The sequence below is a fragment of the Microbacterium sp. VKM Ac-2870 genome (assembly GCF_015350795.1).
Taxonomy (GTDB): Bacteria; Actinomycetota; Actinomycetes; order Actinomycetales; family Microbacteriaceae; genus Microbacterium.
Window position 1 is genome coordinate 257466 of sequence record NZ_JADKSH010000002.1, and the last position, 17881, is coordinate 275346.

14 protein-coding genes are annotated in these 17881 nt (G+C 70.1%); 7 read left to right on the forward strand and 7 right to left on the reverse strand.

The window, feature by feature from the left end; all coding sequences use genetic code 11:
- Positions 1-6 precede the first annotated feature (6 nt).
- Together ITJ43_RS05155 and ligD are read left to right on the forward strand one after the other, a co-directional pair.
- Positions 7-999 carry an SseB family protein gene (locus ITJ43_RS05155; protein ID WP_194582757.1) on the forward strand — a complete coding sequence of 331 codons (993 nt, stop codon included), beginning with the start codon at positions 7-9 and terminating at the stop codon, positions 997-999.
- A gap of 105 nt (positions 1000-1104) precedes the next feature.
- On the forward strand, positions 1105-2115 hold the full coding sequence (gene ligD / locus ITJ43_RS05160) for a non-homologous end-joining DNA ligase (RefSeq protein ID WP_194582758.1): 1011 nt from the start codon (positions 1105-1107) through the stop codon (positions 2113-2115).
- A gap of 7 nt (positions 2116-2122) precedes the next feature.
- Here the strand turns inward: ligD and ITJ43_RS05165 are convergent, their stop codons facing one another.
- From ITJ43_RS05165 to ITJ43_RS05175, 3 genes are all read right to left on the reverse strand, one after another.
- Complete coding sequence (locus tag ITJ43_RS05165; protein WP_194582759.1) at positions 2123-3253, reverse strand: WxL protein peptidoglycan domain-containing protein; 1131 nt, start codon at positions 3251-3253, stop codon at positions 2123-2125.
- Between the two features lie 116 nt (positions 3254-3369).
- Entirely contained in the window at positions 3370-5370 is a 2001-nt protein-coding gene (locus ITJ43_RS05170) for a purple acid phosphatase family protein (RefSeq protein ID WP_228495480.1), read from the reverse strand.
- Positions 5371-5518: 148 nt separating this feature from the next.
- On the reverse strand, positions 5519-6745 hold the full coding sequence (locus ITJ43_RS05175; RefSeq protein ID WP_323741128.1) for a HupE/UreJ family protein: 1227 nt from the start codon (positions 6743-6745) through the stop codon (positions 5519-5521).
- 110 nt (positions 6746-6855) lie between these two features.
- On the opposite strand from ITJ43_RS05175, the gene ITJ43_RS05180 reads away from it, so the two are divergent.
- Entirely contained in the window at positions 6856-7527 is a 672-nt protein-coding gene (locus ITJ43_RS05180; RefSeq protein WP_194582760.1) for a hypothetical protein, read from the forward strand.
- 6 nt (positions 7528-7533) lie between these two features.
- On the opposite strand, the gene ITJ43_RS05185 is transcribed toward ITJ43_RS05180, so the two are convergent.
- From ITJ43_RS05185 to ITJ43_RS05195, 3 genes are all read right to left on the reverse strand, one after another.
- Positions 7534-8712, reverse strand: coding sequence for an AI-2E family transporter (locus ITJ43_RS05185; protein ID WP_194582761.1), 1179 nt, complete (start codon positions 8710-8712; stop codon positions 7534-7536).
- A gap of 35 nt (positions 8713-8747) precedes the next feature.
- A complete protein-coding gene (locus ITJ43_RS05190; protein WP_194582762.1) occupies positions 8748-10061 on the reverse strand; it encodes a threonine/serine ThrE exporter family protein in 1314 nt (437 codons plus the stop codon).
- Between the two features lie 283 nt (positions 10062-10344).
- The gene (locus tag ITJ43_RS05195; protein ID WP_194582763.1) at positions 10345-11391 is read right to left on the reverse strand and encodes an ATP-dependent DNA ligase; all 1047 of its coding nucleotides are present in this window, start codon (positions 11389-11391) and stop codon (positions 10345-10347) included.
- Positions 11392-11486: 95 nt separating this feature from the next.
- Between ITJ43_RS05195 and ITJ43_RS05200 the strand changes: the two genes are divergently transcribed.
- Positions 11487-13253, forward strand: a complete 1767-nt coding sequence (locus tag ITJ43_RS05200) for an acyl-CoA dehydrogenase (RefSeq protein WP_323741129.1) — start codon at positions 11487-11489, stop codon at positions 13251-13253.
- Positions 13254-13313: 60 nt separating this feature from the next.
- Here the strand turns inward: ITJ43_RS05200 and ITJ43_RS05205 are convergent, their stop codons facing one another.
- Positions 13314-13991, reverse strand: coding sequence for a TetR/AcrR family transcriptional regulator (locus tag ITJ43_RS05205; RefSeq protein WP_194582764.1), 678 nt, complete (start codon positions 13989-13991; stop codon positions 13314-13316).
- Between the two features lie 102 nt (positions 13992-14093).
- Between ITJ43_RS05205 and ITJ43_RS05210 the strand changes: the two genes are divergently transcribed.
- From ITJ43_RS05210 to sucD, 3 genes are all read left to right on the forward strand, one after another.
- Positions 14094-15626 carry an FAD-dependent oxidoreductase gene (locus ITJ43_RS05210; RefSeq protein WP_194582765.1) on the forward strand — a complete coding sequence of 511 codons (1533 nt, stop codon included), beginning with the start codon at positions 14094-14096 and terminating at the stop codon, positions 15624-15626.
- Between the two features lie 132 nt (positions 15627-15758).
- On the forward strand, positions 15759-16925 hold the full coding sequence (gene sucC, locus ITJ43_RS05215; RefSeq protein ID WP_194582766.1) for an ADP-forming succinate--CoA ligase subunit beta: 1167 nt from the start codon (positions 15759-15761) through the stop codon (positions 16923-16925).
- Between the two features lie 28 nt (positions 16926-16953).
- Positions 16954-17856: a succinate--CoA ligase subunit alpha gene (gene sucD / locus ITJ43_RS05220; protein WP_194582767.1), complete on the forward strand. Its 903-nt coding sequence runs from the start codon at positions 16954-16956 to the stop codon at positions 17854-17856.
- Positions 17857-17881 lie beyond the last annotated feature (25 nt).

Here is a 17881-nt window from a genome sequence, read left to right on the forward strand (position 1 = left end):
GAGCCCATGGCATTGTTCTCGCGTCGCGGCAGCTCCGACCAGCCCGATCAGGTCCCGGCATCCGGAGCCGAGTCCGACCCCGGTGAGCAGGTCGCCGTCGAATCGGTGCCGCACGTCGGCATCTCGGTCTCGACGTTCGGTGACCACTCCGCTGCGTCGACGCCGGCCGGTTCGGTCGCCGCCGAGCGGCCGCCGGCGACGGCGCCCGAGTCACGCGAGATCGTACCGGGGCTCGTCGACAACGGTCTGCTCAAGGCGGCGCTCGCCGCCCTGTCGGATGACCCGCAGAGCACCGAGATCATGAACGTCATGCGCCAGGCGATGCAGGGGCAGCTGTTCCTGCGTGCGCAGGGCGACGTGCAGGCGCTCCTGGCCGCGGGAGAGCAGATCAACCTCGCGATCGCCGCGCTCGAAGGAAAGCGCTTCCTCCTCGCCTTCAGCGGCGGCGCGGCGCTGCAGGCGAGCGTTGATTCGGAGAACGGGGCCTCGACCTCGGTCATCGGCCAGCCCGCGATCGAGGTGCTGCGCAACGCCGTGTCCAGCGGCTACGACGGCATCTACCTCGACCACGCCAGCGCGGGTGCGCGCCTGATCCTGCCCGCCCCGCTCATCGGCCGCGCCGTGGAGGAGGCCGAACCGACCTTCGAGATCAAGACGCTGTTGTCGGCACCGCGCGATGAGAGCACGGCCGCCCGCGTCGCCGACGCCCTTTCGCGTGTGCCGGTGTGGGTCGCCGGTGGCGCGGATGCCGAGGGGCGCATGGGCCTGGCCGAAGTGCGCGCGCCCGACGGGCAGCGGCGCATGGAGGTGTTCTCGCATCCGCTGGAGGTGGTCGCCCTCGGGCGCGGTGACAGCCCACTGCCGCTGCAGCCCGAGCAGCTCGGGCGTGCCCTGGCATCCGAGCCCGGTCTCACCGGCGTCGTCGTCGATCCCGGCGGCCCGTGGATCGAGCTCGACCGCGACGCGCTGGCCGGGGTCATCGCCCTCGCGGCCGACTGACTCGCGCCCGCGTGCGCCGACAGCCCAAGCGCGGGCCAGATCCGGTGCGATCACGCGACCCGCAACCCCCTGTCGCGTACCTCGCCCGGCACCTAGGGTCGAGGCATGGCATCAGAGCGGATCACGATCGACGTCGGCGGCCGGCAGGCGTCGCTCTCGAGTCCGAACCGCGTGATCTGGCCGGAACTGGGCATCACCAAGCACGAGCTCGCCGAGTACGTCATCGCCGTCGCGGAACCGTTCTTGCGCGCCAACGGCCATCGGCCGGTGTCGCTGGAGCGTTTCGCCGATACGGTCGACGGCGAGCGCTTCTTCTCCAAGAATCCACCGCGCGGAGCTCCCGACTATGTGCACGAGGTGATGTGCACCTACAACAGTGGGCGTCGGCACCCCCAAGTGGTCTTGGACGAGGCGGCGGCGATCGTCTGGGCTGTGCAGATGAACACGGTCGTCTTCCACCCGTGGGCCTCACTGGCACGTGACACCGACAACCCCGTCGAGCTGCGGATCGACCTCGACCCGCAACCCGGCACCGATTTCGCGGATGCCGCCGCTGTCGCCCCGGTACTCCGCGAAGTGCTTCGTGAGGCGGGACTCGAGGCGTGGCTGAAGACGAGCGGCAACCGCGGCATCCACGTGTTCTGCCCCATCGAACCTACGCACGAGTTCCTCGACGTCCGGCACGCGGTCATCGCGGCGGGGCGTGAGCTGGCGCGGCGACTACCCGACGCGGTGACGATGGACTGGTGGAAGGAAGAGCGCGGCCAGCGCATCTTCATCGACTTCAACCAGGCCAATCGCGACCGCACCATGGCGGGGGCTTACAGTCCCCGCGCGCTGCCATCTGCCACCGTCGCAACGCCCATCAGTTGGGATGAGCTGGCCGACGGCGTCGACCCGGCGGCGTTCACGGTGCGCACCGTCCCGCAGCGCCTCGCCGAGATCGGCGACCCCTGGGCTGCGCTGGCCGACAGCCCGGGCCGCATCGATACGCTCCTCGCGTGGTGGCAGCGCGACCTCGACGCGGGCCTCGGCGAACTGCCGTTCCCGCCCGAGTTCCCCAAGATGCCGGGTGAGCCACCGCGCGTGCAACCCAGCCGCGCCAAGAAAGACTGAGGCCGGCTCAGTCCGACGCGGCTCTGACCGAGCTCGTCGGGGCAGCGGCGGGGGAGCCTGCGTTCTGCGCAGCGCCCTGAACCTCGGCGAGAGCGTCCGCCACCGCTCGTGCGACGCGGTCGTCCTCCTCGCGGCGGCGCACGGCCATGCGCCGGCGTCGCAGCCACACCGCGCCGACGGCGAGGCCCGCGGCGAGCACGACGATCAGGACCAGCAACCAGGGCACGGCGAGGCCGATGGCCTGCGCGGCGACAGGCGCGAGAGCGGTGGTCGAGCCCGAGGCGTCCACCACGATCGGAGTCACCGTCGCCGAGCCCACGAGCGCCAGCATGCCCGCGATGGCCGGCACCGTGATCTGCACGTCGCGGGTCTCGCCGGGCAGGATCTGCACGGCGGGGTCGACATCCCCGGCATCCGTGGCAAACCAGCCGAAGGGCCCGGCGATCGACGCCGCCTGCTGGGCGCCCAGCGTGGTGTTGCCGGTGTTGTGCAGGGTGTAGCTGAGCGTTGCCGTGCCGGTGCCGAGCGACCACGAGCCGCCCCAGGCGACCTGCGGGTTCTCGATCGTCAGTGACGGCGCAAGCGCGCCCGCGACACGCAGACCGATGCGGATGCCGAGACGGCGGTCGACCGAGATGCCCTGGTCGGCCGAGGATGCGAGGGAGGTGACGATGCCGCCGACGTAGTCGCCCGGGGTCGCGGTGGACGGAACCGCGAGCACGAACGGCACGGTCGCGGACTCGTCGGGCGCGACCGTGATCGTCGACGAACCGGCCTGCGTCCAGGCGCCGACGTTGAGCGAGGTTTCCCCGGGCGTCAGCAGGTCGAGTTGGCCGCCGGCGCCGGTGTAGCCGTCGGCCGCGTAGACGGCGAGCTGGAGGGGCGCGGTGCCGTGGTTGCTCACCACGAGGGCGTCGGTGATGCTCTGCCCCGGGTCGACGGCGTAGGTGTACGACGTGCGTTCCTTGCCGAACCCATTCGAGGCGGTGCGCACCGTCCAGGTCACGTCGTTCGCGCTGCTGTCGTCGCCGGCGGCAGTGCTCTGCAGAGTCGCCCACGCGGGGGTGGGTACCGCGAGAGCGGCGAACAGGGCGACGGCGAGCAGAGCGGCGGCACGGCGCCGGGAAGATCGGATCATGCGATGGTCCTTCGAGTCGGACGGAAACGGCGGCGTCCCGAACGGGCCGACGGCGGTGGCCGTCGACCCGCCCGGGGCGCGGAGTGGAGCTGTTCAGTTGTGGTGACCGCGTGCGGTCAGTTGCTGATCGCGGTGAGGGTGAGCGTGCCGCGGTAGCTCCCCTTGTCGATATCGAGCGGGATCTTCAGATCCAGGTCGGAGCCGATGACAGCCGTGCCGCGCTCGTGTCCCTGCGCGGCAGAGCCGAGCACTCGCGAGTCGGACAGGCCCGTGCCGCTGTCGTACCCGGATGCGACGGACGCACCGGCGACCGCGCCGCCACCGGCGGTCACGAGCTTCGGAGTCCAGCCGAGGTACTTTCCGGAGAACGACTTGCTCCCGTCGGTGAAGTCGCCGACCTTGGCCGCGATCGACCAGGGGGCGACGGCGCGACGGGTGTCGGTCACCGTGAGGGGATTGATCTGGCCGGTGGCCTCGAAGTACGTGTTGCTCTTCTCCGCGGCGGTGCCGAGGTCGACCAGGCCGTTGTGGCCGTTGATCGTCCAGCCGAACTCACCCGGCGCCGCATCGGGCACGTCGACCTGGATGTCCTGGCCGTCACCGTGGTTGGGGTGGATGGTCACCTCGTCCTGCACCGAGCCGACGGGAAGCGCCGCCTGCGTACCGTTCGCCGGGCCGCACCAGAGCACGCGTCCCACCTCGACGGCCGCGTTGGGCGCGGCGCAGGTGCCGGAGCGGACGTTCTGCACGACGAGCGCGTCCTTCTGCACCTGCACCTTGACGAAGGTGCGGACATGCTCCTGGTTCTCGACCGAGTTGTACCAGTAGTTCGACGGATTCTGCGGGTCGGCGCCGTTACCCGCGCCCGACGTGGCGTCGCCGGCGACGGGGGTCGTCAGGTCGTAGTACTTCGAGCCCGACGCGGAGTTCGCCGTGACGTAGACGACGCCGCCGGGGCCCTCGAACACCTCGTTCTGACCGGGCTGCTCGCCCGCGTTCGCCTTCTGGCCGTTCTTGATCTCGTACGAGCGCGAGTAGCTGTGGTCATGGCCCTGCAGCACCAGGTCGACACCGAGCTGAGAGAACGTGGTGGGGAAGTCGACGCGGCGCACCTTGTTGTCGTCATCCTGCGCGTGGTCGGCGGGCGAGTAGATCGAGTGGTGGTACACGAGCACGGTGTACTTCGCTTGTGCGCCATGGGCGTTGATGACGTCGGTCACGTACTGGATGTGCGCCGCGTCGCCACCGCCTCCGCTGGAGGTGGCGTAGCTGTTCGAGTTGAGGTCGATGAACAGCACATCCTTGTGGATGAACCAGTAGTCGCCGCCCGAGGAGTTCGAGCTCGGGTCGCCGTTGACGTAGTACTGACCGGAACGATCGGTGTTGGGCGTGAAGAAGTGCTGCTCGTACGCCTTGCCGCCGACGTCGTGGTTGCCGATCGTGGCGACCCAGGGGTAGTTGCGCAGCTGGGCGGGAGCGAGGAAGCCGCCCCACTGCGCCTCATTGTTCGCCTTGTCGACCTGGTCGCCGCCCGAGACGAGCAGCTCGGCGTTCGGGTTCGACTGCAACGAGACGTTGACGGTGTCGACCCACCCCGCGGTGTCTTTGGCGAGGTCTCCCGACGAACCGATCTGCGGGTCGCCGTAGAACAGGAAATCGAAGTCGCCGTCGAATGAGTGCGTCTGGAACGTCGCGGTCGTCGACCAGTTGCCGACGGCGCCGACGCGGTAGGAGTACTGCGTGTTCTCCTGCAGGCCGGTGATGCTCGCGTGGCGGTTGAATCCACCGCTGGTGGCGATGTTCGCAGCGCCGGTGGCGGCGAAGGTGACGGCGGATGCCGGGAAGTCGCCGCCTACGAGCGAGGCCGTCGGGGCGACCTGGACGATCTGTGCGGTGTCGTCGGACGAGTACCAGCTCACGATGCGCTGGGTCTCGTCGGCGCCGACGCCGAGGACGACGCCGCTCAGTGTGGTCGGGGTGTCGGCGACGGCGGGAGTGGCGACGACTCCCGCGAAGGCCGTCGCGCACAGGGCGGCGGCGGTGATCCAAGCGACCGACCGGCGCGGGAGGCGCGGCGCTCGCGGTGCAGCGAAGTGCGGCATTGTCTGTCCGTTCATGGGGTGTGGGATGCGCGGCGAAGGGCCGGAGGCAGGCGCCACGAGGGCGTCATCTGGACGATCCGCTCCCGGGATGACACAGCGGTGAACATCTCGGTCAGAAGCGGTGACGTCGAGGCGAAACTCTGAGAGTTTGACCAGAACCGGCTCACTCCCAGCCGAACACCCGCTGTACGAACCAGATGAGTCCGGCCAGGGTGACGGCCACGGCCAGCGCGCCGGTGGCCCACATGGCGATGCGCGGCGCCCGTCGCCGCAACAGCACCAGCAACGGGAAGACGAGCGCGATCAGTCCGATCTGCACCGCCTCGATGCCGAGGTTGAACACGAGCAGCGACCACAGCAGCGTCCACGACCATGGCTCGTCGATGCCGAGCGCCGAGGCGAAGCCGAGGCCGTGGATGAGTCCGAAGCAGAACACGACCAGCAGTCGCAGCCACCCCGCGCGATCCAGTCCCAGTGGCCCCGAGTCGCGGCTCAGCTCGGTGGCCGCTTCGCCCTTTCGCCACAGTCGTACCAGGTACCAGGCCGCGACGATCGAGATCGACAGCGCGATGGTGGGCTCGATGACGATGCTCGGCAGACTCACGACCTTGGTCGCGGCGAGGATGAAGGTCACCGAATGCGCCAGGGTGAACACCGTCGCGGCCAGCACGATCTCGCGGAGCTTGCGCGAACCCGCGATGAGAGCCAACAGGAAGAGGATGTGGTCGATGCCGGTCAGCAGGTGCTCCGCGCCCAAGTGGAAGAACTCCCAGAAGCGCTCCCACGTGCTCTGCGCGGTGGAGAACTCCGGAGTCGAGCCGTCGAGGGCCGCCGATCCGGTGTGCAGGTCGATGTCGTAGGTGAGGATCGTCTTGGTTCCCGTGACGTAGCCCTCATCGTCGCTGAAGAGCGTGCTGCGAACGATGTGCGCCTCCGCGGCGGGACACTGCTCGACGCGGGAGATGACGACGTACGGCACGCCCTCCTGCATGGTCATGGTCACATCGCCGATGGCCGAGGCGGTGCACGCGCCGCCGCTGTCACCGGCCGTGCCGATCGTGAAACGGTCATCGACGTAGCGCGCCACGGTGTCGCGGTGATCGCGCACAGCGGCCGCCATGGCGTCGTCGTCCCGGTCGGCGAACGCGGCGGTGCCCGCCCGGAAGAGCGCATCGTCGTGCTGCGTGTCGGCCGCCGACACGATGAGCAGGTCGTACTCCAGCTGCAGAGTCGTCACCGTGCGGCCTTCGTCGTCGTGCGACAGATCGGCGAAGACGACCGAACTGAAACCATGCGCCTGCGCGGCGGATGCCGTGATCAGCGACGGGGCCACCGCCAGCACGGCGGTGAGCAGAACCATCAGCAGAAGAGACACGCGGCGAATCGGCACGGCGCGAGCGTGCGCTGTCCCGGTGAACGGGGGTTGTCGTGCGCGACAATGTTGGGCGAACGAGCTGGCACCGACACGTTCGGCGCGATCTCTCACGCGATGCTGGAGGGGTGCGCGCCTTTCCTTCTCGACCTGCCGCCACGGGGTTTCTCGCCGTCGTCGCGCTCGCCGCCTCGGCATCGCTCGCCGGCTGCGCGTCGGACTGGAGCACGCCGCACCCGTCGCCCACCCTCGTTGCGGCCGTGCAGCCCGGGTTCTTACCGCCGACTCCACTGGCACCGGCCGCGACCATGTCGCCGAGCCCGGGCTCGTGGGCCGGTGCCCATCCGTCGGCGGGCTACCGCGTCGTCCTGCTGACGATGGGCGACGAATCGGGGACCACGACGATGGCCGACGCGGTGCGCGCATGGGCGCACGATGTCGGCGCCGACCTGCGCGAAGTGCGCGCGGGCTCTGATCCCATCCCGGCGATCTCCGAGGCGATCGGCATGAAGCCGGACGTCCTCATGTCGGTCGGCGACGGTCTCGTCGACCCGCTCGCCATCGTCACGGCCAGCCACCTCGACCAGCCCTTCCTCGTGCTGGGCGGCGAGTTGGCCGAGCCGACCGAGAACGTGCTGGCCGTCGAGTGGGAGGGAGCCGGTTTTCGCGGTGAGGATCTCGGTCAGGCCGCCCATCACGATCCGGCGAGCTTCACGCCCGAGCGTTGCCGTGATGCCGTGAGTGCGGGCGTGGCGGCGCTGCTGAGCGGTCAGAGCGGCGTCGTCGTCTGGATCCCCTGATACCGGTTACGACATACCGCTGTCGAGGGCGAGCTCGCGCCGATGCGGCCGCGCCCACCGGGCCGGGGTGTGCGGCCCGTCCCAGACCTGCACGATGCCCCAGGCGACGGCGGTGAGCGGCACGGCGAGCACAGCGCCGACGATGCCGCCGAGCACAGTGCCGGCAGCGAGGGCGACGAGGATCACGAAGGCGTGCAGGTGCATGGAGCGTCCCATCAGCACCGGCTGCAGGAAGTTGCCCTCCAGCTGGTTGACCAGGACGACAACGCCCACCACCACGAGCGCTACCACCCATCCGTTGGCGACGAGCGCGACCAACGCGGCGAGCGCTCCCGCGAGCGTCGCTCCCACGATGGGGATGAAGGCGAGGAGGAAGACGAGCACGGCCAGCGGCAGGGCCAGCGGCACCTGGAGGATGAGCAGACCGATGAGGATGCCGACGGCATCTACCGCGGCCACCGTCGCCGTGCCGCGTACGTAGGAGCCGAGTACGGTGACCGTCTTGTCGCCCACGCGTTGCGCGCGCTCGTACGCAGAGCCACGGAACGGTCGCAGCAGGAACTGCCACATCTGCGGGCCGTCCTTGAGGAAGAAGAACAGCATGACGATCATCAGGACGAGGCCGGTGATGAAGCCGGCGACGGCACTGACGCCGGCGAGGGCACCGCTGCCGAACTGTGCGCTCGTCACGAAGCCGCCGAGCGACGACACCCACTCGTCGATCTGCGCCCGGTCGATCTGCAGTGGCAGGGTCTGAGCCCACGCCATCAGATCGGAGAACCCGCCCTGCGCCTGGGCGTACAGCTCGTCCCACTGATCGCGCACTGCCCACACGATCAGCCAGCCGATGCCGGTCAGGACGATCGCGATGGCGAGCAGGGTGAGGAGAGTGGCGGCGATCGACGGGATGCCGCGGCGGCGCAGCCAGCCCATCAGCGGGGCGAACGCGGAGGCGAGGATGAGGGCGATCACGAGGGGGATCGTCACGACCGTCAGCTGGCGGATGCCCCAGATCACCCCGGCGGCGAGGGCGACGACCACGAGGATCTGCACGGCCCGGATCGCGAGGGCGCCGAAGGCATCCGACCACAGCCGCCACGGTCCGCCGGTGGTTCGTACAACGACCGCGTCGTCGGCGCGCTGATCGATGCGGACGGTGCGGGAGGAGTCTCGGAACAGGCCCATCCCTCGAACGTAGACGACGCGTGGTCGTCGCAGGGTCACCGGGCCGGCAGCGACCACTCCCGTTCGGTGAGCACCCGGGCCACGGTGAGGCCGATCGCGAGTGCGACGACGACGAAGACGGCGGTCGTGCCGTTCTGGATCGCGGCCACGGTGTCGCCGCCGATCACGCCCGCGATCGATCGGTACGCGGCCGCGCCCGGAACCATGATCAACACAGCCGGCACGGTGAGCGTCACGCGGGCCGCCCGCAGCCGGTCACCGAAGAGGTAGGCGCCGAGTCCTACCGCGAGGGCGGCAGCGGCCGCCGCGACGGCGGGATTCACGTGGGCGTCGACGAGTGCCAGCCGGCCCACGTTCGCCAAGGCCCCGAGGCTCGACGCGGTCAGCGCGATGGCCCACGGCGTCGAGAACAGCAGTGCGAAGCCGAGCACGCCGACGAAGCCCGCGGCCAGGCGGACGAAGGACAGCACCGGCTCGGCGAACTCCGGTGCGGCGACCTGGGTCACCGTCGCGTCGAACAGCGTCGCCACGCCCCACACCGCCGTGCCGGTGGCCAGCAGTACGAGAACGGCGTACGTCACGCGCGCGATGCCCGCGTTCAGGTCGAGTCGCGCGAGATCCAGCGCGCCGGTGACCAGCGGGAAGCCGGGCACGAGGTAGAGGACGGCACTGGTCAGCGCGGCATCGTGTTGGCCGCCGGGAACCCCGAGCGCCACGAAGACCTGGGCGGCGGCGAGGTAGACGAGCAGAGCCGTCATCGCCGAGGCGAACACGAGGAGGAACTCGTTCGTGCGCAGGCGGTGGATCAGCATCCGCACCCACTGGCCCGCGGCTGCGGCGATGCCGACGGCGACGAACTCCTGCCAGCCTCCGTTGTTCAGCAGAGCGAACGCCGCACACGCGAGCGCCGCGGCCAGCACGCGGGTCGCTTCGGAGTACCTCCTCGGCATCCGCTCGATCTCGCTCAACTGGGCCTGAAGGCGTGCCGGAGTCGTTCCGGGGCGAAGCTCGGCGGTCAACCGCTTGAGGGCTGTCATCCGGTCGGCGTCCACCGCGGGTCGGGGCACCTCCGCGACCCGCGTGCGGAACATCTGGCCGCGGCCAGCGGTGAGGACGATGTCGGTCATCCCGACGCGGCAGTGCACGTCGTCGATGCCCACCGCCGCGGCGGCGCGCACCATGCTGTCGCGCACCCGCGCCGAGGACGCACCGGCTCCGAGCATGAGGGCGCCCAGGCGCAGCACGATGTCGGTGCGCGCGATGAACTGCACCGGCTCGAGCGCGAGCTCTTGCGTCAGTGTCGGTTCCGTAGCGGGCACGTCCGGCTCGTCGGGCGTGGCGGGGACCATGCTCCGATCCTCGCACCGCTCGCCCGTCGGGGCGAGAGCGCGGCGCCGGAACAACGGCGTCAGATATTCACGGTCGAGCGCCGCTCCCGTGGTCGTGCGTACGCGTACTGTCAGTGCCACGGAGGAGGGGAGACCCTCGCCCTCTGCATGATCGGTCGCTGGGCGGCCGCCGGATTCCGGCGCCGACGAGGCCGCGCGCGGAGAGCCGGATCCGGCCCACGCGGTGCTGCGCGGGCCGGATCCGTGCGTTCGGGTGCGATCCGGCTGTTGTGGAGAAGGCCGCTCAGGTCAGCACGTCGGAGAGGTCGTACGCCGCCACCTGCTCGAGCTGGGCGAAGGTGCACGAGCGCGGGTCACGGTCGGGCCGCCACCGGTGGAACTGCACCGTGTGGCGAAAACGCTCGCCCTCGAGCTGGTCGTAGCGCACTTCCAGCACCCGCTCGGGCCGCAGGCGCACGAACGAGGTGTCCTTGGATGCCGAGAAGCGCGAGCGCTCGGTCGCGCCCGTGACGGCAGTGCCGTCGGCATCCGTCATCACCAGCGGCGTCAGCTCGTCGACGAGCTCGCGGCGACGAGCGTCGCTGAAGGCAGACGCCCCGCCGACGTTGCGGAGAGCCCCGGTGTCGTCGTAGAGGCCGAGCAGAAGCGACCCGACGCCCGCGCCGCTCTTGTGGACGCGGTAGCCCAGCAGCACGACATCGGCGGTACGGGCGTGCTTCACCTTGTACATGGTCCGCTTTCCGGGCGCATAGGGGAGTGCGAGCGGCTTGGCGACGATGCCGTCGAGTCCCGCGCCCTCGAAGCGGGCGAGCCACTGGGCCGCCAGGTCGCGGTCGCGGGTGGCGCGCGTGAGGTGCAGGGGTGCCGGGACATCCCGCAGCAGCTCCTCCAGCGCCGAGCGCCGCGCCGAGAACGGCTCGCTCTGAAGGCCGTCGGCGCCGCGGGCGAGCAGGTCGAAGGCGACGAACATGGCGGGAGTGTCCACACTCAGCTGGGCGACCCGCGACGCGGCGGGGTGGATGCGTTGCGACAGCGCCTCCCACGACAGGCGACGGCTGCCGTCGCGGGCGTCGAGAGCGACGATGATCTCGCCGTCGAGCAGGCACGGCTCGGGCAGGAGCTCCGCGCACGCGGCGACGAGTTCGGGGAAGTAGCGGGTCAACGGCTTCGCGCCGCGCGAGCCGATCTCCAGGGTGGTGCCGTCCCAGGCGATCAGCGCGCGAAAGCCGTCCCACTTCGGCTCGAACGATAGTCCGCCCAGGGTGCGGTCGGGGTCGGGGACGGCGGCCACGGCCTTGGCGAGCATCGGGGCGGGAATCTCGTACGGCATGGCACCCATCCTGGCCGCGGCCGGCGGGTGCGACCAGAGACCCGACAGTCGCGCTGACACTCAGTTTCACTTATGATGATTCGCAGTCTCACCCCGTGCGCTCATCCGGCGCCACCGATCACGAGGAGCCCGCCATGGCCGCCGACTACCAGCCGCCCACCTCGGACTACGCCTTCCTGTTCGGCGAGGCCTTCGGGCTCGACATCGTGGCCCGCGCCACCGACGGCGAGCTCACCGCCGACGACGGCGCCGACATCGTCGCCGGAGCGGGCGAGTTCGCCGCATCCGTCCTCGCCCCGTTGCAGACCATCGGCGACCGTGAGGGAGCGCAGCTGATCGATGGCCAGGTGCGCATGCCGGCGGGCTTCGCCGATGCGTACCGCGCCTTCGTCGAGGCCGGATGGGTCAGCGCCGAGGCGCCCGCCTCCGCCGGCGGAGGCGGTCTGCCCGGTTCCGTGCGCGCCGGACTCGGCGAGGTGTGGAACGCCTCCAACTCGGCGTTCGCCCTGTGCTGGTTGCTCACGGCGGGCCAGATCCACGCGCTGGATGCCGCGGCATCCGATGCCCTCCGCGAGACCTACCTGACCAAGCTGGTCTCGGGCGAGTGGACGGGCACCATGAACCTCACCGAGCCGGCCGCCGGTACCGACCTCGGGGCCATTCGCACCACCGCGACGCCCCGCGACGACGGCAGCTACGCCATCCGCGGCCAGAAGATCTTCATCACCTGGGGCGACCACGACGTCGCCGAGAACATCGTGCACCTCGTGCTCGCGCGCACCCCGGGCGCCCCCGAAGGCGCCAAAGGGCTGTCGCTGTTCGTGGCTCCCAAATACCTCGTGAACGACGACGGCTCGCTCGGAGCGCGCAACGCCGTCACGACCGTCGCCGTCGAGCACAAGCTCGGCATCCACGGCAGCCCCACGTGCGTGCTGTCATACGAAGACGCGACCGGTTTCCTCGTCGGCGACGTCGGCGGGGGACTGGCGGGGATGTTCGTGATGATGAACTCGGCGCGCATCGCCATGGGGTTCCAGGCGACGGGCATCGCCGACCGGGCGCTGCAGCAGGCCACCGCATATGCCGAAGACCGCATACAAGGGCGCGTGCTCGGCCGGGACGGCGTCGCGCCGATCGCCGAGCACCCCGACGTCCGACGCCTCCTGCTGTCGATGCGCAGCCAGGTGTTCGCGACGCGCGCGCTCGGCGTGTACGTCGCCGATCTGTTCGACCGGGCTGAGCGCACGGGCGACGCGGCCGTGCAGGCGCGCGCGGAGTTCTTCGTTCCCATCCTCAAGGGGTGGTCGACCGAGGATGCCGTCGCACTGACCAGCGACGGCATCCAGGTGCACGGCGGTATGGGGTTCATCGAAGAGACCGGCGCCGCGCAGTACTATCGCGACGCCCGCATCATGCCCATCTACGAAGGCACCACAGCGATCCAGTCCAACGACCTCATCGGGCGGAAGATCATCCGCGATGGCGGAGCGACCGCCGAGGCACTGTTCGCCGACATCGCCGAGACGATCGCGGCGCTTCGTGCCGACGGGGGCGAGGTCGCGCGGCGCACCGCCGACCGCCTCGAGCGCGCCGTGGGTGCCGCGCGTGGCGCCACCGCCGATGTGCTCGGCTTCGCGGCGTCGCCGCGCGACGCGCACGCCGTGAGCGTTCCGTACCTGATGCTGCTCGGTGTGCTCGCCGGCGGCTGGATGCACGCGCTCGCCGTCACCGCGGTCGCCCGCCACGCGGAGCCGGCTGCTGCGGATGCCGTGCGTCTGACCGCCGCGGACTTCTACGGCGCGCACCACCTGCCGCGGGTGCACGCGCTGGCCGAGACCGTCGCCTCGGGCGAGACCGTCTGAGCTCGGACCGCGTTTCGCCCGGTCGTTGAGCGGGCGCAGCGAGTCGAAAGGCCCCGCGCCTCAGAGCTCGTCGCGCAGGCGGCGGACGACCTCGGCCATCGGCATCCGACGCGGGAAAGTGGCCACGACCACATCGTCGTCCGCGACCTGTTCGCCGTCGGGATGCACGCCGAACCGGTGCATGAGGTCGTCGTAGGCGGCGGTCAGCACCGACTCCGGGATGTCCTCCGTGCCGCGCAGCAGACGCCGCAGCACGTGGTTGTGCACGGCCGTGACCGCGGCCGAGAACGCCACCGCATCGATCGGGTCGAGGCCGGGCAATGCCGATCGCAGGTAGTCGTCGAAGAGCCGCTCGTACTGGAAAACCGTCACGATCTCGCGATCGCGCAGTGCGGGCACCTGCCGCACGACGGCGTACCGGCGACGCGCGAGCTCCGGCTCTGCGGCGAAGTGGCGGAACACGTCGACCGACGCGGCACACGCCGCGGCCCAGGGGTTCTGCCCCGCCGCGAGCGTGCCCGTCGCGAGGGAGGTGCGCAGGTGCGCCAGCAGCACGTCGTGGTCGCTGAAGACGACGTCATCCTTGCCGCCGAACTGTCGGAAGAAGGTTGAGCGCGACACCCCGGCCGCCTGCGCGATCTGCTCCACCGAGGTCGCCTCGAATCCCTGGGCGACGAAGAGGTCGAGAGCAGCGGCAACGACGGCGTTGCGGGCGGAGGTGGGGGCGGAGTCGGCCATGCCCGTGAGCCTAACGCGACCCCTGCCTGAGCGACGCTCCCCTCACCGTGCGCCGCTGTCAAGCGGGTTGTCAATGTCGGGCACGCGGGATTGCGTGGCGGCATGGAATCGCTGTGGCGCCTGGGCGCCGACCCCATCCCCACCCGGTCCGACGCGCCCCGCGGTGCCGATGTCGTCGTCGTGGGAGCGGGGCTGACCGGACTCGTGACCGCGTTGCTGCTGCGCCGTGCCGGGCGCACCGTCACCGTGCTGGATGCCGCAGGCCCGGGTGCCCTGGCCAGCGGCGGCAACACCGGCAAGCTCTCGCTGCTGCAGGGCAGCGTGCTCTCGAGCATTCGTGCGTATCACCCCGCCTCCCTCGTGCGGGCTTACGTCCAGGCCAACCGGGAGGGCGCCGCATGGCTGACGGCCTTCGCGGATGCCGAGGGCGTCTCCTACACGCGACGCACGGCCTACTCCTACGCGCAGGGCAGCGACGGGGCGTCGACCGTCGAGGAAGAAGCGGCCGCCGCGATGGAAGCGGGACTGGAGGTGCACCGGGTTCTGCCGACCGCAGAGGCGACGGGTGTCGGCGGGCTGCCGTTTCCTATCGTGGATGCCGTGGCGCTTGACGACCAGGTGGCCATCGATCCCTACGCGCTCGTGCGCGCTCTGACCGCTCGGCTCATCACCGAAGGCGGCGTGGTGCACAGCGGCATCCGGGCGACCGGCGTGCGGGTGGTGCCGCGCCCGCGCGTGCGCACCACGGTCGGCGATGTCTGGGCAGACCACATCGTGCTCGCCACCGGCACCGCCGTGGTCGATCGTGGGCTGACGTTCGCGAAGACGCACGGGCTTCGCAGCTATTGCGTCGCCTTCACCGTGCCGGGCGAGGTACCCGACGGCATGTTCCTCTCGGTCGACGGGCCGACACGATCGATCCGCTCGGTCACCCCCGGCGACGGACCCGACACCGCGCAGCTGATCGTGGGCGGGGGAGGGCATCCTGTGGGGCGACAGCCGTCGGAGCGGGCCGGCGTCGATGAGCTCATCGCGTGGACGCGCGCACACTTCCCCGGCGCCGAACCGGTGACGTCGTGGTCGGCCCAGGACTATCAGTCGCACAACCTCATCCCGTTCATCGGCACGCTGCCCCGCAGCGCCGGCCGCATCTCGTTCGCGACCGGGTACGGCAAGTGGGGGCTGAGCCTGGCTCCGGCCGCCGCGCTGAGGATCGTCGCTGAGACGACCGGAACGCGATGGCGCGACCGATCGCCGTGGATGCGGGAGTTCGCCACCCGGATGACGGTGCCCGCCGATATCGCGCGCGGCGGTGAGGAGAACCTCCAGGTGGCGCGACGCGCGGCATCCGGGTGGATCGCGGCCGAACGGCGGGCGATACCCGTGCCACAGCCCGCCGAAGGGCAGGGGGTCGTGGCGCAGCGCGGCGGCGTCCCGATGGGCATCTCGACGGTCGACGGGCAGACGCGCGCGGTGCGCGCGGTGTGTCCGCACCTGGGCGGCGTGCTCGCGTGGAACGACGCCGAGTGCACCTGGGACTGTCCGCTGCACGCCTCGCGATTTGCGCCTGACGGCACGCGCCTGGAGGGCCCCGCCGTCGACGATCTGAGCGTCGAGCCGCGCTCGGCACGGTGAGCTCGCTCATCGGCGCGTCGACTAAGCTGGGGCTCGGTCGATCTCTCGATATCGAGATTGTTTCGGTGCGGCCGTTCCGCATCCGGGACCCCTTCGGCACGACACCCACTGACGCCCAGCGAAGGATTGCACGTGGATCTGTACGAGTACCAGGCACGAGACCTGTTCGAGAAGTACGAGGTGCCGGTGCTCCCCGGCATCATCGCCGATACTCCTGAGGAGGCGAAGGCGGCGGCCGAGAAGCTCGGCGGCGTCGTGGTCGTCAAGGCTCAGGTCAAGACCGGAGGCCGCGGCAAGGCCGGCGGTGTGAAGGTCGCCAAAACCCCCGACGAGGCGTACGCGGCGGCCGAGGCCATCCTGGGCCTGGACATCAAGGGCCACGTCGTCAAGCGGGTCATGATCGCCGGCGGCGCGCAGATCGAGAAGGAGTTCTACTTCTCGGTGCTGCTCGACCGTGCGAACCGCTCGTACCTGAGCCTCTGCTCGGTCGAGGGCGGCATGGAGATCGAGCAGCTCGCCGTCGAGAAGCCCGAGGCCCTCGCCAAGGTGGAGGTCGACCCGCTCACCGGGATCGACGCCGCCAAAGCGCTGGAGATCGCCAAGGCCGGCGGCTTCGACGACGAACTGGCGCCCAAGGTCGCCGATGTCTTCGTCAAGCTCTACAACGTCTACACCGGTGAAGGTGCGACCCTCGTCGAGGTGAACCCGCTCATCCTGGATGCCGCGGGCAACATCATCGCCCTCGACGGCAAGGTGTCGCTCGACGACAACGCCACCGAGGTGCGCCACCCCGAGCACGAAGAGCTCGAGGACAAGGACGCCGCCGACCCGCTCGAGGCGAAGGCCAAGGCATCCGGTCTCAACTACGTGAAGCTCGACGGTCAAGTCGGCATCATCGGCAACGGCGCGGGCCTGGTCATGTCGACCCTCGACGTCGTCGCATACGCGGGCGAGAACCACGGCGGCGTGAAGCCGGCCAACTTCCTCGATATCGGTGGCGGCGCGTCGGCGACCGTCATGGCCGCGGGTCTGGACGTCATCCTCGGTGACGAGCAGGTCAAGTCGGTCTTCGTCAACGTCTTCGGCGGTATCACGTCGTGCGTGGCCGTCGCGGAGGGCATCGTGAAGGCGCTCGAGATCCTCGGCGACACGGCCACCAAGCCGCTCGTCGTCCGCCTCGACGGCAACCAGGTCGAGGAAGGCCGCGCCATCCTCGCCGCCGCCAACAACCCCCTCGTCACCCTTGCCGCGGGCATGGACGAGGGCGCCGACAAGGCCGCCGAGCTGGCGAACGCCTGAGCGCTGACGAGAACAGGACTCAAGAGAAATGTCTATCTACCTCAACAAGGACTCCAAGGTCATCGTCCAGGGCATCACCGGCGGTGAGGGCACCAAGCACACCGCGCTGATGCTCAAGGCGGGCACGAACGTCGTCGGCGGCGTCAACGCCCGCAAGGCCGGCACGACCGTCTCGCACGTCGACAAGGATGGCAACCCGCTCGAACTGCCCGTCTTCGCGTCGGTGGCCGAGGCCATCGCCGCGACCGGCGCCGATGTGACCATCGCGTTCGTGCCGCCGGCGTTCACCAAGGACGCGATGGTCGAGGCCATCGACACCGAGATTCCGCTGCTCGTCGTCATCACCGAGGGTGTTCCCGTCGGCGACACCGCCGAGGCGTGGGCCTACGCGAAGAGCAAGGGCAACAAGACCCGCATCATCGGTCCGAACTGCCCCGGCATCATCACGCCCGGTGAGGCGCTCGTGGGCATCACGCCGGCGAACATCACCGAAAAGGGCCCGATCGGCCTCGTGTCGAAGTCGGGCACCCTGACGTACCAGATGATGTTCGAGCTGCGCGACCTGGGCTTCTCGACCGCGATCGGCATCGGTGGCGACCCGATCATCGGCACCACCCACATCGACGCGCTCGCCGCGTTCGAAGCCGACCCCGAGACCAAGGCGATCGTCATGATCGGCGAGATCGGCGGCGACGCCGAAGAGCGTGCGGCCGAGTACATCAAGGCTCACGTCACCAAGCCGGTCGTCGGCTACGTCGCCGGTTTCACCGCCCCCGAAGGCAAGACGATGGGTCACGCCGGCGCCATCGTCTCTGGCTCGGCGGGCACCGCGCAGGCTAAGAAGGAGGCCCTCGAGGCCGCCGGGGTCAAGGTCGGCAAGACGCCGTCCGAGACGGCTGCGCTCATGCGGGAGATCATCGAGACGCTCTGACGTTTGACGTAAAGAGGGGGTGGAT